General features: G+C 61.0%; 18 protein-coding genes and 1 pseudogene. 13 read left to right on the top strand and 6 right to left on the bottom strand.

All coding sequences use genetic code 11. The annotated features are described in order from the left end of the window. Positions 1 to 14 precede the first annotated feature (14 nt). A complete protein-coding gene (locus ACLRGI_RS19690) occupies positions 15 to 200 on the bottom strand; it encodes a DUF4177 domain-containing protein (protein ID WP_253030969.1) in 186 nt (61 codons plus the stop codon). 506 nt (positions 201 to 706) lie between these two features. Then, on the bottom strand, positions 707 to 919 hold the full coding sequence (locus ACLRGI_RS19685) for a hypothetical protein (RefSeq protein ID WP_253030968.1): 213 nt from the start codon (positions 917 to 919) through the stop codon (positions 707 to 709). Positions 920 to 1,178: 259 nt separating this feature from the next. Between ACLRGI_RS19685 and ACLRGI_RS19680 the strand changes: the two genes are divergently transcribed. The 5 genes from ACLRGI_RS19680 (at position 1,179) to ACLRGI_RS19660 (ending at position 8,090) form a co-directional block, all read left to right on the top strand. After that, a complete protein-coding gene (locus ACLRGI_RS19680) occupies positions 1,179 to 1,823 on the top strand; it encodes an AAA family ATPase (protein WP_253030967.1) in 645 nt (214 codons plus the stop codon). After that, positions 1,814 to 2,113 carry a hypothetical protein gene (locus ACLRGI_RS19675; RefSeq protein ID WP_253030966.1) on the top strand — a complete coding sequence of 100 codons (300 nt, stop codon included), beginning with the start codon at positions 1,814 to 1,816 and terminating at the stop codon, positions 2,111 to 2,113. The genes ACLRGI_RS19680 and ACLRGI_RS19675 overlap by 10 nt, the downstream gene beginning before the upstream one ends. 272 nt (positions 2,114 to 2,385) lie before the next feature. Next, complete coding sequence (locus ACLRGI_RS19670; protein ID WP_349469154.1) at positions 2,386 to 2,736, top strand: TnpV protein; 351 nt, start codon at positions 2,386 to 2,388, stop codon at positions 2,734 to 2,736. A 95-nt stretch (positions 2,737 to 2,831) separates the two neighbouring features. After that, positions 2,832 to 7,787, top strand: a complete 4,956-nt coding sequence (locus tag ACLRGI_RS19665) for a helicase-like domain-containing protein (protein WP_349469153.1) — start codon at positions 2,832 to 2,834, stop codon at positions 7,785 to 7,787. A gap of 144 nt (positions 7,788 to 7,931) precedes the next feature. Further along, positions 7,932 to 8,090: a hypothetical protein gene (locus tag ACLRGI_RS19660; protein WP_419203177.1), complete on the top strand. Its 159-nt coding sequence runs from the start codon at positions 7,932 to 7,934 to the stop codon at positions 8,088 to 8,090. Positions 8,091 to 8,093: 3 nt separating this feature from the next. Here ACLRGI_RS19660 and ACLRGI_RS19655 read toward each other — a convergent pair whose 3' ends face one another. Continuing rightward, positions 8,094 to 8,237, bottom strand: coding sequence for a hypothetical protein (locus tag ACLRGI_RS19655; RefSeq protein WP_419203176.1), 144 nt, complete (start codon positions 8,235 to 8,237; stop codon positions 8,094 to 8,096). A gap of 283 nt (positions 8,238 to 8,520) precedes the next feature. On the opposite strand from ACLRGI_RS19655, the gene ACLRGI_RS19650 reads away from it, so the two are divergent. Next, positions 8,521 to 9,315, top strand: coding sequence for a hypothetical protein (locus tag ACLRGI_RS19650; RefSeq protein WP_253031024.1), 795 nt, complete (start codon positions 8,521 to 8,523; stop codon positions 9,313 to 9,315). Positions 9,316 to 9,320: 5 nt separating this feature from the next. Continuing rightward, positions 9,321 to 9,446 carry a hypothetical protein gene (locus tag ACLRGI_RS19645; RefSeq protein WP_263659114.1) on the top strand — a complete coding sequence of 42 codons (126 nt, stop codon included), beginning with the start codon at positions 9,321 to 9,323 and terminating at the stop codon, positions 9,444 to 9,446. Between the two features lie 78 nt (positions 9,447 to 9,524). Here ACLRGI_RS19645 and ACLRGI_RS19640 read toward each other — a convergent pair whose 3' ends face one another. The 3 genes from ACLRGI_RS19640 to ACLRGI_RS19630 form a co-directional block, all read right to left on the bottom strand. Then, complete coding sequence (locus ACLRGI_RS19640) at positions 9,525 to 9,770, bottom strand: hypothetical protein (protein WP_419203175.1); 246 nt, start codon at positions 9,768 to 9,770, stop codon at positions 9,525 to 9,527. Positions 9,771 to 9,841: 71 nt separating this feature from the next. After that, positions 9,842 to 10,156, bottom strand: a complete 315-nt coding sequence (locus ACLRGI_RS19635) for a hypothetical protein (RefSeq protein WP_253031022.1) — start codon at positions 10,154 to 10,156, stop codon at positions 9,842 to 9,844. Continuing rightward, positions 10,137 to 10,469, bottom strand: a complete 333-nt coding sequence (locus ACLRGI_RS19630; RefSeq protein WP_253031021.1) for a hypothetical protein — start codon at positions 10,467 to 10,469, stop codon at positions 10,137 to 10,139. The genes ACLRGI_RS19635 and ACLRGI_RS19630 overlap by 20 nt, the downstream gene beginning before the upstream one ends. A gap of 409 nt (positions 10,470 to 10,878) precedes the next feature. On the opposite strand from ACLRGI_RS19630, the gene ACLRGI_RS19625 reads away from it, so the two are divergent. The 6 genes and pseudogenes from ACLRGI_RS19625 to ACLRGI_RS19600 all read left to right on the top strand — a co-directional run bounded on the left by ACLRGI_RS19625 (position 10,879) and on the right by ACLRGI_RS19600 (position 13,502). Beyond that, entirely contained in the window at positions 10,879 to 11,487 is a 609-nt protein-coding gene (locus ACLRGI_RS19625; RefSeq protein ID WP_253031020.1) for a DUF6349 family protein, read from the top strand. Positions 11,488 to 11,643: 156 nt separating this feature from the next. Next, positions 11,644 to 11,878: pseudogene (nrdH, locus tag ACLRGI_RS19620) on the top strand (glutaredoxin-like protein NrdH). Positions 11,879 to 11,952: 74 nt separating this feature from the next. Beyond that, entirely contained in the window at positions 11,953 to 12,567 is a 615-nt protein-coding gene (locus ACLRGI_RS19615; RefSeq protein ID WP_253031019.1) for a hypothetical protein, read from the top strand. Positions 12,568 to 12,630: 63 nt separating this feature from the next. Then, the gene (locus ACLRGI_RS19610; protein WP_161958259.1) at positions 12,631 to 12,777 is read left to right on the top strand and encodes a hypothetical protein; all 147 of its coding nucleotides are present in this window, start codon (positions 12,631 to 12,633) and stop codon (positions 12,775 to 12,777) included. 3 nt (positions 12,778 to 12,780) lie between these two features. Beyond that, positions 12,781 to 13,068, top strand: coding sequence for a hypothetical protein (locus tag ACLRGI_RS19605; protein WP_253031018.1), 288 nt, complete (start codon positions 12,781 to 12,783; stop codon positions 13,066 to 13,068). A gap of 23 nt (positions 13,069 to 13,091) precedes the next feature. Further along, the gene (locus ACLRGI_RS19600; RefSeq protein ID WP_419203174.1) at positions 13,092 to 13,502 is read left to right on the top strand and encodes a single-stranded DNA-binding protein; all 411 of its coding nucleotides are present in this window, start codon (positions 13,092 to 13,094) and stop codon (positions 13,500 to 13,502) included. Positions 13,503 to 13,565 lie beyond the last annotated feature (63 nt).

The following is a 13,565-nucleotide window of genomic DNA, read 5'->3' as shown; positions in this document are numbered from 1 at the left end:
TATCGAGGTCTCAGCTATCGCTTGGGACGACGGACCTGCACTGGCACAGTTTTGTAACCGATCTGCATGGCAGGCGCTCCGATCTGCACAATCTCCCAGCCTCGCTCGGAGAGCTTGGTGAGTTCCTTCGACTGTTGCTTGGACCGGTGGTCCACTTTGACGGCCTTGTACTCGTATTTAGTGGCCTCTGCGCTGCTCACGGAAATCCTTCGCTACGACTTCCCCGATAGGAAGGAACCAAGCTGTTTGGCGTGCTCGCGGCTGATCCAGAACGTGTGTGGCTTCTCGTTTCCGTCCGTAGCAAGACTCAAGGTCACGCCCGGTCCAACACCTTCGTCGAGGCTGAAATTTACAATCACAGGCGGCATGTCAGAGTCCATCAGTAACTCGTGGCTCGTGCTCTGGTACTTCCAAGGTTCCCCGGACTTGAGCTTCTGGAGGTGATCGCCGCACACGGCCGTCTCCATGAACACCTTCTCGTTGGTTGTAAACCTTCCGGCGGTCTCTTGCTCGCATCGAAGAACTGAACAAACAGCCAAGGTGTGTCTCCTAGTTGGTGGAGGTCTGATGGTGATCGCCTAATGCTAGTCGCTTACCCTGCCCCCAGTGTGGACCGCTTTGAGATTCATCCTCCGGTCTCCACCGGCCCACAACGGGGACAACGCAACGGCTCTGGTCTAAGGGTTGGTGAGGGGACTTAAGGGCCTCAGGCTTCGGGATAGCGGGCGAGGTGTGCCTCGGTCCGCCTGCGCTCGGCAGCTGTCCCGAAATACACGAACACAGACCAGAGCAGCGTAGAAATGCCAACACAGGCAGCGAGGATCCAGACCGGCCACCTGTATTCCTCAAAGAAGACCCCAGCAAGCATCAAGCTGACAATCAGCACAACCCTGTACAGCGACGCATTTAGAGCTTCCACGGTTGCCTCTCCCCCATTGTTGAATGGCCTTCACGGTAGCAGCCAGGCCACAACAAGGACCCTGAATTTGGTCAACGTCCCGTGGGCCCAGGCGCCCAAGGGGCAGCGGCGGGGGCGCCGAGTACTTGGTATCACGGTGATACCTCTATGATATTAGTATCAAATCAGTTTCAGCCTTATACTGTTTAGATATCGCCCCGCTACTATAGTTTCAAGCTGATATCGCCGCAGTATCATTGCTGCAGATGAGAGGACGACCATGCCAGTACTCCTTATAGCCAGTCAGAAGGGCGGGACAGGCAAAACCACGACGACCATCAACGTCGCGGCCGAGCTTGCCCGTAGAGGACGTGACGTCCTGATCGTTGACTGCGACAAGAGCGTTCAGTCCGCGTCCACGTGGGCTGCTGACCGCGCCCAGGACGACTCACTCCCCCGCGTCCATGCCATCCAGAAAACCGGCAACGTCCGGGAAGCTCTCAAAGACCTAGGCGCCCGGTACGACTATGTGATCGTGGACGCCCCTGGGCACGACAGCCAGGAAATGCGGACAGCGATGACCGTCGCGGACCTGATGCTCATCCCGGTGAGGCCCTCACAGTTCGACCTCGACACCATTCCCGGCATGGTCGAACTCATCGAGACCGCCAAAGACATGAACCCGAAGCTCAAAGTCGCCGCGCTGCTCACCCAGGTGCCCACCTATTCCTCTGCAACCGAGGAGGACGAGGCCAAGGACTTCCTGCGGGACTACCCGCAGATCCCGCGTATCGACGCGGCTCTGAAGATCAGGAAGGCCTATCGGGACAGCATCCCGGCTGGCAAGGGCGTCATCGAGATTTCGAACGGATCGGCCAAGGCCGAAGTGCAGGTACTAGTGAAGGAGATTGAGGAATGGCTATAAAGAAACGCGAAGCCCCCGCAGTGGCATCCACGGCGGTAGCTGGGGACGAGGACGCCGTAGCCAGGAGGGCCGAAGAATTCGGCAAAGGCGGCTACGCCCCCCAGGTCGACGAGGCTCCCCTGGACCCCAACGCCCCTGTCGGCCCGCAGGGCATCCTCTTCCGGTTCAACGACTACCAGAAGCAGCTGCTCAAGGAATCGGCAGACGCTGACAGACGCAGCCAACAGAAGCTGCTCGAATCCATCATCTGGCCGGAACTGGAACGCCGCCGGGCTACCCGCAACCAGTAGCAAAGCAGTATCACAGCAGTATCTAAAAAGTATCAGCCCAGTATCTATGCGGTATCTCAATGGTTTCAGTGTGGACACCGGTCGAGATGACGGAAGCTGCCGACGCGGGGGAGTGGTCCCCCTGTGACAGGTGATATCAGTGAATCCCCGCTAGCGTGAACCCCCGGACCACACGAGGCACCAGGGGGAGATGTCCATGGCGGGGCGTAAGAAACAAATCGATGGCCAGTTGAGCTTTGAAGCTCTATGGGCGGCACCCGAGGAGGATCGCAATGAACAAGTACGGCAGGCAGGCTCAGGAAGCCTGGAAGACAGCCAGTCCCACACGCTACAGCCAGATCCAGGACCCGGAGGACTTCTTCACCAAGCTGGGGGAGGAAGCCCAAGAACAAGTGGACGGGCTGCTGATCAAGATCGCGGGACCGGACCCGAAGGGGGAGGGTTACCTGGAGAAGGTAGGCCGGCTGAACGCAGCGCGGAACCAGGCCGAGGAGATCGTCCGCTACGACCTGCTCTCGCCACCGGAGACGGAGGACGAGGAGGAAGAGTACGTGAACCCGAGTATCCAGGAGTACCTGGACTCGATGGCGGAAGCGGACAAGCTGCGCCAGCAGCTCTACTAGAAACCGGGACGGGCAGATACCGCCCGTCGTCCCAGGAAGAACTGGCCCCGTCCGGTGCCCGCGGCCGTATTCGGGCGAACCTTGAAGCCCTCGAGGTGCTGCAGACGCTGCAGAACGAGGACCGATCCGCCACGGAGACCGAAAGGGCGTCACTGGCGCGGTGGGGAAGTTGGGGAGCGCAGGGTGTCTTCCAGATATTCGATGAATCCCGGGAGGAATACACCGGGGACCGCGAGCATCTGCGCAGCCTCCTGACCGAGGCCGAGTACGACGCCGCGCGCCGGACCACGATCAACGCCCACTACACCGATGCCGCCTACGTCCAGGCCATGTGGTCCACCGTGCAGGAACTGGGCTTCACCGGGGGCACTGTTCTGGAACCGGGATCCGGGGTTGGAACGTTCATGGGCTTTGCCCCGGACACCGCCGAGATGACCGGTGTGGAGCTGGATCCGACCACGGCGGCCATCTCCCAGGCCATTTACCCGGAGGCCACCGTCCGGGCCGAGTCTTTTGCTGATACCAAGCTGCCGACCGGTCACTTCGACCTTGCCATCGGCAACGTGCCCTTCGCTAACGTCAAGCTTCACGATCCCCGCCACAACGCCGGCGGCCACTCGATCCACAACCATTTCATCCTCAAATCCCTGGAAATGACCCGCCCCGGCGGGCTGGTGGCCGTGCTGACGTCCAGCTTCACGCTGGACGGCACGAACCCGGCAGCCCGCAGGGAAATGAACCAGCTGGCCGACCTCGTGGGCGCCGTGAGGTTGCCCACCGGTTCCCACCGGAAGGCAGCCGGCACGGACGCCATGACGGACCTGTTGATCTTCCGCCGCAGGGAACCTGGCCAGGAACCGGCCTCCACTCTTTGGGAGACCGTCACCGCCCGCCGGATCGACGGGACTATTACCCGCCTGAACTCCTACTTTGACGAGTACCCCAACCGCCTGTTGGGCGAGCTTCACGTCAGCCATGGCATGTACGGGGCCGAGACCCTGCAGCTGACCACCGATGACCTCTCAGCCGTCCCGGCCCGCCTGAACGGTGCCCTGGCTGATGTCGTTAACGAAGCTCGGTCCGCAGGACTGGTCATGACAGAGCGGACCGTCGAGCAGGAACGCCAGCGCGCCGCCTACGTCCCGGCCGCCACCCACGAATGGGACGGCCACATCAGCGCCAAGGACGACGGTTTCACCGTTGTCCAGAACGGCTCCCACTCCGACCTCGCAGTACCCAAAACCCAGGCCGTTGAACTCCGCGCCCTGCTGGGGCTGCGCGACGCCGGACGGACGCTGCTCACCGCAGAAGCCGAAAGCCGCGACGAAACCGCCGAGATTGATTCCCTGCGCGATCAACTCAAGACTGCCTACAGTCAGTACGCGGACACCTACGGGCCGATCAACCGCTTCACGCTCCGGGACACCGGCCGCGTGGATGAAGAGACGCAGGCGCCCGTCCAGGCCCGCATCACACCACGGGCAGTTTCCATCGTCTCCCGTGACCCGTTCGGGCCTCTGGTCATGGCCTTGGAAAACTTCGATGAAGCCACACTGACAGCCTCCCCGGCTGCCCTGCTCTCCACCCGTCAGGTCCAGCCCCGCCGCCCGGTCCTTGGTGTGGACACCGCCGAAGAAGCCCTCACCGTCACCCTCGATACCGTGGGAGAGGTTGACCTGGACTACGCCGCATCCCTACTGGGCATCAGCCGGGACGAAACACGGGCCGCCATGAGGGAGAGCATCTACGAGGTCCCCGGCACCGAGGAGACTTACCAGACCCGGGCCGAGTATCTGTCCGGAAACGTGCGGGAAAAGCTGGAAGTCGCCCAAGCGTCCGCGCTCTCGGACGACAGGTACTCCGCCAACGTCCAGGCCCTCACCGAAGCCATACCGGAACCGCTGCGCATGGACGAAGTGGAAGCCCGTCTCGGCGCGGTCTGGATCGACGCCGGCACCCACCAGGAGTTCGTCCGGGAAATCCTGAACGACCCCTACGCCACCGTCTCCAACGCAGCCGGGTCCATGTGGGACGTCAAAGCCAACCGCCATACCCTTGCGGCCACCAGCAACTGGGGCACCCAGCGGATGCCCGCGTCTGACGTCCTCAAGCAGGTCCTGGAACAGCGGCCCGTCCGCGTCACTGATGAAGGCGAGGACAAGCGCCGCATCCTGAATCCCACCGAAACCGCAGCAGCCCAGGAGAAAGCCCAGCTGCTGCAGGAGCGTTTCAGCGAGTGGGTCTGGGAAGAACCGGAACGGGCCACCCGGCTCATCGACGAATACAACCGCCGCTTCAACTCCATCGTGCTGCGCGACTACAGCACCGAGGGGGAGCGGCTGACCCTCCCCGGCATGGCCAAGGACTTCTCACCACGCCCGCACCAGCGCGCGGCCGTGGCCCGGATGCTCTCCGAGCCTGCCGTGGGCCTGTTCCACCAGGTCGGTGCAGGCAAGACCGCCGAGATGGTCATGGGCGTCATGGAGCTGCGGCGCCTGGGCATGGTCAACAAGCCAGCCGTCGTGATCCCGAACCACATGCTGGAACAGTTCGCCCGCGAATGGCTCCAGATTTACCCCCAGGCCCGCATTCTTGCCGCATCATCGGGCGACCTCGCCGGGGACAACCGCCGCCAGTTCGTCGCCCGCGCGGCCGCCAACGAGTGGGACGCCGTGGTCATGACCCGCACCGCTTTCCAGCGCGTCAGCCTCAGCCCCGAAGCCGAAGCTGCCTACGTCAATGCTGAAGTCATCCAGATGCGGGCCGAGCTGGAAGCCGCGAAAGAGAACGGCCAGGACAATGGCCGCGCCAACGCCAGTATCGTCAAACGCCTGGAAAAGGCCGTCCTGTCCCAGGAAGAAACCCTCAAAGCCAAACTCGACACCCCCGCAGACCCCGGGATCAGCTTTGAAGAGACCGGCATTGACTACCTCGTCGTGGACGAGCTGCACGACTACAAGAACCTCCGGACCCCGAGCAACATCCCCGGCGCCGGAATCCAAGGCTCCAACCGTGCATCCGACCTCCACATGAAGACAGAGTTCCTGCGCCAACGCGAAGGACGCCGCGTGATCACCGGAGCCACGGCAACACCCATCGCCAACTCGGTCACAGAAATGTACGTCATGCAGCGCTACCTGCGCCCGGACCTGCTCCGGGCCACCGGGATCCAGGACTTCAACACCTGGGCCGCCACGTTTGGCCAAGTGGTCGAAGAAATGGAACTCTCCGTAGCCGGCGGTGACCGGTTCAAGCTCAAGAGCCGGTTCGCTAAATTCCAGAACGTCCCCGAGCTGCTGAAAATGTTCCACACTTTTGCGGACGTCAAAACCGCCGAAGACCTGAAACTGCCTGTCCCGGCCCTTGCCCCGCGCGCCGGCGACGGGTTGCGCCAGCCGAACATGCTGGCCGTGGAGCCCAGCCCCGAGCTGCGCGAATACATCCAGGACATCGGGAACCGCGTGGACCGTATCCAGCAACGGCTGGTGGACTCCGAGGAAGACAACATGCTCAAAGTCTCCTCAGACGGCCGCAAGGCCGCCCTGGACATGAGACTCGTTGACCCCACGCTCTCCCAGCAGGGTCCCACGAAGATCAGTGCGACCGCTGACCTGCTGGCCAGCGTGTACGAAGAACACAAGGACCGCATCTACACCGACCCGAAAACCGGCGAGCCGGACCCGGTTCCCGGTGCCCTGCAGCTGGTCTTCTGTGACTTCGGCACACCATCTGAGCGGTGGAACGTGTACGGCGAACTCAAAGACCAGCTCCGCCGCCGAGGCGTACCTGAACACATGGTCCGGTTCATCCACGAAGCCAAGAACGACACCGAGAAGGGACGGCTCTTTGCCGCCGCCCGTTCCGGCCAGATCGCCGTGCTGGTGGGATCGACCTCGAAAATGGGTGTTGGGACGAACATTCAAAAACGTGCCGTGCACCTGGTGGACATGGACGCCCCGTGGCGGCCCTCCGACGTCGAGCAACGCCACGGCCGCATCATGCGCCAGGGAAATCTGAACCCCGAGGTCCGCATCTCCCAAGTGGTGACGAAGGAATCCTTCGACTCCTTCATGTGGCAGGGACTTGAACGCAAGTCCCGGTTTATCAACCAGATCATGCGCGGCCGCCTGGACGTCCGGGAAATCGAGGACATCGGGGACAACACCCTGAACTTCGCCCAGGCAAAAGCCATCACCAGCGGTAACCCGCTGGTGCTGGAAAAAGCCGTCGCAGACCAGGAACTTGCCCGGCTGAGCCGTCTGGACCGGGCCTACAACCGCAACATGGTTGCCGTTGCCCACACCAAGCGCGGTGAGCAGTCTGCGGCCGAGGCAGCATCCCATGACTTGCCACTGATCCAGGCGGCCGCCGGCCGGACGGTAGACACCACTGCGGATGCCTTCAACGTCCGCATCGACGGCAAAACCCTAGACAACCGCGGTGACGCCGCAGAAGTGCTCCGCGCATGGGCCGGACGGCACGGCCACCGGCTCATGAATCTCTACGGCTACGACGAGCTCGGAACCATCGCAAACCTTGGTGGCCACGAACTCCGCGCCAAACTCGTGCCAGCACGCGACCTTGACCACGCCACGGTCGAAGTGCGCATCGAAGGAGTGCCCAGGGCAACCACCCAGATCGCCCGCAGGAGCCTGCTGTCAGCCGATATCGGCACCATCAGACAGCTTGAGAACAGGGTTTCCTCCCTGCCCCGACTGATAGCCGACGTCGACGGACGCCGACAGGAAGCTCTCTCCCGGGTCGAACAGGCAGAAAAGGCACTGGCGGAACCCTTCAAGTACGTCGACGCACTCAAAGCCGCCCGGGGGGAGTCCGCACGCATCGACCAGCTCATGGCCGACGCGGCAAAGCCAGAAGAACCGGAAAAGCCCGAACTCCCAGCCGAAATAGACCCCCGAATGGAAAAGATGCAACGGCTAATGAATGCATCCTTCCCGCAACGACCAGGCACGTCCCCCTCTGCCACTACGACGGCCCAGCAGCGGCCGCCAGAGCAGCGGCAGCAGCGGCACACCGAATACGGGCGCTAGCCCGATCCCGGCAACACGGAAGCTCTGTACAGCAACGAGCTGTGCAGGGCTTCCTTATGTGTCTCTAGCGAGGAAACCAACATGATCCACCATCCTGATGGTGCTAGATCGAGCCTTCCCACCCACGTGCTGAGATATCGACGCATGTCTATTGGTATGGACCTAAATGAACAGAACCAGCGTCAGCCTGAGAACCGCAGCGCCAACTGGATGGAGGTGCTTCTGTTTGGCGGGGCAATCCACCTGATTGAAATTGGTATGGATCGACTCGGAGTATTGGCCGGCCTCATGCCCCCGGGCTAAGAGTCACTGCGTACGGATAACGATGAGCCGGTGTTCATCAGGAATTAGCTGCAAGAGCGCCGCGTGCGCTGCGGGGTAGTCCTCACCAATTGCCGATATGCGCTCTCGGCTGCCGTCGGGGGCCTCAATAGTGCCTGTTAGTTCCACTGATCCAGCCTAGCGGCGGTAGGCCCCTACAGGGCCGCCAGGCGGGCCTACGTTGGCGGCGGGCGATACCCGGCAAAATATTTCAAGTCGCATGGGTGATCTTCCCCCACGGCGGGAGTTGGCGGCTTAAGCGACGACTGGCCTTTTGGCATTGTTAACAGGTGTTTGCATCGGTAATCCTATTTGGAATTTGTTAACGGTCGTTATATAGCACCCGCCAAGACCGCATCTCACCCATAGAAGCGCAACCGTTCGCCGCGACTTCTAGTGCTTAGATCAAGGAATGACAAAGCAACCCAGACAGCTTCAAGACAAGGCAACGCGAACCCTATTGCAGGACAAATCGATACAAACCCTGCTGGACGACTCCAAACGGAAGAAGAACGTTCCAATCCGGACCGACTTCGTTCAACTCCTGGAAGGGAAAACACCAGGTGCGCTCGGAGCCCTCATCAACTCAAGTAACGGTCGTTCATTGGACTTGTATCTGCTCCACCGGCTAGCCGCATCAGCCACCCCGTGGGACACCAAACGTGATGCCGCTGTTTGGTCACGTGCCATGGGGCTCGGGGACGGCCCCTACGGGAAGGACGCTGTGTCCCGGTGCTGGGCCAAACTAGCCGAACGGAAGCTCATTCTCCGCGAACGAGAGTCCAAACAAGCCAAAATCACGACCCTCCATGAGAACGGTAAGGAAGAACCCTACACGGCGCCGGCGGGAAAATATTTCACACTGCCCTTGGAGTACTGGACGGATAACTGGTACCGAGAACTTACCGTGCCGGGCAAAGCCGTCCTTCTCGTGGCGCGGTCCTTACGTCCTGGCTTCTATTTGCCCGGTCGTCTCGTCAAGAAGTGGTACGGATTTTCTCCAGATGTCCTTACCGACGGCATCAAAGACCTGCAGAACCACGAACTGATCACGTTCGAAAACAGGACCAGGGAAGACTACGGAACAGAGCAGATCACGTTCACAGAGCGTCACTACAGCCTAAAAGGGCCGTTCGATAAGCCCTCGAAGGGACAGATTGACCTGAACGAGTTGTTCTCTGGCATTTTCACGAGAGAGAGGGGGTGATATTAGTGAGTGAAGTTCAGTCCGAAACCTGGAAAGCCGAGACCGTCCACCTGTGGGTAAACACAGCAAGCGTGGTGGTCTCGGCCCTGATCCCGGTTATCTGGGACCTCGTCCGCGGTATCGCAAACTAATCACCTAATCAGGACGTGGGGGATCGTTTCAGTTGACGCTAAGCGCGCCCTCACGTCCGCAATATCGATTCTACGCAGTCATGCCCGCGCTTGTTCAGAAATCCGGCGCCACAACACCAAGGCCACCAGACTATTCAGGAAAGCGATGAAGATATCGCCGGCAGCCGGTCGGCCGATGACGAGATCGAGGGCAACCAGCACCAGAGATCCCGTTGTCGCAACGGTGAACACAACGGCAAGGATCCATAGGGCTCGCCATGACAGCCGCCCACTACCGTGCCGCACTCGGTCATGGCGGCCAGGAAGCGGGGCCGGATCATTCATGCCCCCAACCCTACTCAGGAGAAAGTGCCGGGCCCGGAACGGGTTGGCATGAATGATCCCCGAAACCTCCGCTAGTTTTCCGTGATGGATTCCAACAGCCACTGCTCCGCCAACGGGTCCCGCCGCAGCTCGAAGGTCCGCAGCGCCTCTGACGACGTGCCTAGGCGGACCTGTACCCGCCAATGCTCAATGTCCACGACGTTCCCGACGCCTACCGGGACAGTCCGCTGGGTCAGCCACCAGGAATCCCTCGTAAACCAGTGCAGCGGCTCTGCCGCCACAGCCCATACCCGCCCGTCGTAACGGACCGCCAGGGGAATGCCTGCCGCCGTAAACCGGACGTCCACGGGAGCGTCGAGGATCGTTTCACTTACTGCTGCTGTCACGGTTGGTCCGCTCTCCCAAATTCCTGTTCATCAACTCTTCCCGGCGGGTGACCGCCGAACTCCACACCCACGTCCGGTACGTCACCGGGCCGTCCTTCCAGGTCACTTCGGCGGCCTTGGCTGTCCAGGCGAACACTTCTCCGTCCACCAACTCCGCGCAGTTCGGAAATCTGATCCACGCCTTCACTGGTATTCCCGGATACCCGTTCTTGGACGGGAAATGCTCGAAATCAAGCTCCTCCACCGTCAGCCCAATCGGGCCGGCACGGCGAGCGTACTGCGCCTGCAGCTGGGTCGCTTGCTCCCGGTTCACTAACACACCTTATCGAATATGTGTTCGAATGACACACCGAAAAAATAGGCCGGACGGCCTCCTTTTAGTGTGCAGTGGGGGTCTGACAATCTTCCAGGATCGGCAGAGTTCCCCATGGTCCAAGCCTGTCGCCGCCGACGCACCACCGGGTGGGGTCAGGTTCTTTTCAGCAGGGACGACGCAATGGTCGGGCGGGGAGCAGCGGCCCGCACGCATCGGAACCTTGGGGCGCGGTGGAGATATGAGGGAGGGCGAAGAATCCGCGTAATTACGGGGATTTACCTTGAGTGCGTACTATCAAAACGATATCATTATAGTATCAACAAGATATAAAGCGGGTGGGTCCTGCGGACACAGAACCCACCCTCGCCAAGCGACTCTCATCCCTACGCAATAAGGAGATTGGACCATGACAGCAACAGATGTGCTGACCGGCCAGCTTGACCTTCTCACCCTACTTGAACTGCAAACCCTGCCCACGGCCCCGCTGCACTTCACCGTTGGCCACTACCACCCGGACGAGCTGGACGCCGCCTATGAGTACCGGGCCAAAAGCGAGGGGCGGATGGGGGTATCCAACTGGAGCCGCCAGTGGAATGAAAACCAGACGGGCAGGAACGTCACTGCCGGATCCGCCCACCGCACCTTCACCTACGGAGCGGACCTGCGCTGCAACGAGCACTGGCGCAACCCGGACTGCCAGTGCATGGGAGACCTCCTGTACCGCGTCCACTGCCACGACTGCGACTGGTGGGGAGGAATCCACGAGAACGAGAACCAAGCCGTGGAGGACATGCTCAACCACTGCTGGCCAGGATGGCAGTACCTGCCACTGGTCACGTCAGCCATGAAGCCCAACGGGGGATACAAATTCAACGTTCCTGAGGACTACCCCAAGGAATGGCAGTATCCCGGAGCGCCGGTCAGGACGGCACGGACGGCTATGAGTGGCCGCTACGTCCCCGGACGCAGCCCATGGGGCGGGTACGACGTAGGAGTCATGGAAGCCGGCGAATAGCCAAAGGAAGGGCGGGACCGGAATCCCGCCCTTCCTAGTATTCACGGGAAAAACAGCCGCTGCCACTATTCATAGTGATATCAAAGTGATATCATAATAGTATCAAGAAGGCAGACGAGCGAAACCAGAACCGACGAAAAGATGGAGCTGATCCCTATGACGGTCACCGTGTACACCAAGCCAGGATGCGTGCAGTGCGACGCAACCGAGCGGGGCACTGGGAAAGAAAGCCATTGCCCACCAGACGGTAGATATCTCGACCGACGCCGAAGCGCTGGACCGCATCAAGACACTGGGCTACCTGCAAGCTCCCGTGGTCGTCACCGACCAAGACCACTGGTCCGGATTCCGACCAGACAAGATCGAGGAACTGGCTCAGCTGACCGCTTAGCCGCTCCCCACCAACGTGCAGACGCTGCGGACACAGCACCTGCCGGACCCCCCTTCCTACGCAAGGAGAACACCATGAAGAAGCACACCCTGACAGCCGGCCCCCGCGTCGAAACCAACTCCGCAGACATGCTGCACGTGACCATCACCGTCCGGGAATCCTCCGAACGACGCGCCAACGTCACCATCAGTCGCGAAGGCTTGGAATCCTGGGTACGGGCACACCACGAAACCCCCGTCATCACCACAGCCCGGCTCCACCAGTACATCGACGTGATGCACGGTTCGGGGATGCTCCCCACAATCACCGCCAAGACATCCGGGCGAGAACACGAAGTGACCGATATTGAACCGCTGGTATTTGATCGGCGCGCCATCGACTCAGGAATCTACGGGGACCAGCACGCCGAAACGCTGCTGAAAGCCAATCCTTTCCTTGTCTGCTCGGACCAGCTGCCCGAAGTGCACGACATTGACGGCCATCATGTCGCAGCCCTCTACCGATCCCCGGAGAACGACGAGCCGGCAACCAGGTTGATCCTCGACGACAAGGGCTCCATGAGCAGACTGGAAATCTGGGAACACCGGGGGAGCGCCCCGGACGTCCGCGCCGGTTCGGACTGGACCGACATCGAAGGTTCCGCCCTTTGGGAAGACCTTCTCGCCGCTGGAATCCCCACCACCGACTAAAGACCACCCGGCACCCGGAGGAACACGCCCCGGGTGCCGGGCCACCAAGCTTTGGAGGACACCATGACCATCTGGTTCGCCATCTACGACTCACACCAGGGCAAGACAAAGATCAAGGCAACCACCACGGAAGACGAGCTTCACCGCTGGCTGGAACAGAACACCCACTCATTCCGCGAAGTCCGCCAAATCGCCACGGCAGAGGTATAGGCCATGGCACGAAACAGCAGCTTTCCAAGCAAGATCACCGGCTACCTCGAACCACCACAGGGACGGCGGGACCCCACCGAACCACATCGAAGCAACTTCTCCGGCTGGTCCGCACACGGACGCGGTACCGTCGCAGAGATCATCGACTTCTATTCCCAGCCCGAATACGCCGAAGAGGGCAAACCGATCAGCGGCGACCTCACCCAGCGGTTCCTGGCGTGCGAGAAAGGCACTGGCTGGCCAAAGTATGGCGACATCCCCGATATCAAACCACTGAACGCACTGTTCTAAACCGAGAGAAAAGGGCAACACCAATGTCAGGCGAAACCACTATTACCGTGATTGGCAACCTCACTTCCGACCCAGAGCTGCGCTTCACCCCCTCGGGATCCGCGGTGGCAAACTTCACCATCGCCTCCACGCCCCGGACCTTTGACCGGCAAAGCAACGAATGGAAAGACAGCGAGACCCTGTTTCTCCGGGCGTCCGTCTGGCGCGAAGCGGCAGAGAACGTGGCCGAGTCCCTGACTAAGGGCATGCGGGTCATCGTCTCCGGACGATTGAAGTCCCGCTCCTACGAGACCAAGGAAGGCGAAAAGCGCACCGTGATCGAACTGGAAGTGGACGAAATCGGCCCTTCCCTCCGGTATGCAAATGTTTCCCGTGGGTTCAGCAAAGCTGAAGGGTCTTCCGCTGGGAACTCAAGTGGCAGCATCTCAGCATAACGGGCAGAAAACCTTGGGTTTGGGATGGTCGCGGACGGTAGAGGTCACGGCTCAGCCCGTGCG

The organism is Paenarthrobacter sp. PPS72 (assembly GCF_048537125.1).
Taxonomy (GTDB): domain Bacteria; phylum Actinomycetota; class Actinomycetes; order Actinomycetales; family Micrococcaceae; genus Arthrobacter; species Arthrobacter nitroguajacolicus_E.
This window is presented reverse-complemented; position numbering and strand designations above follow the sequence as displayed.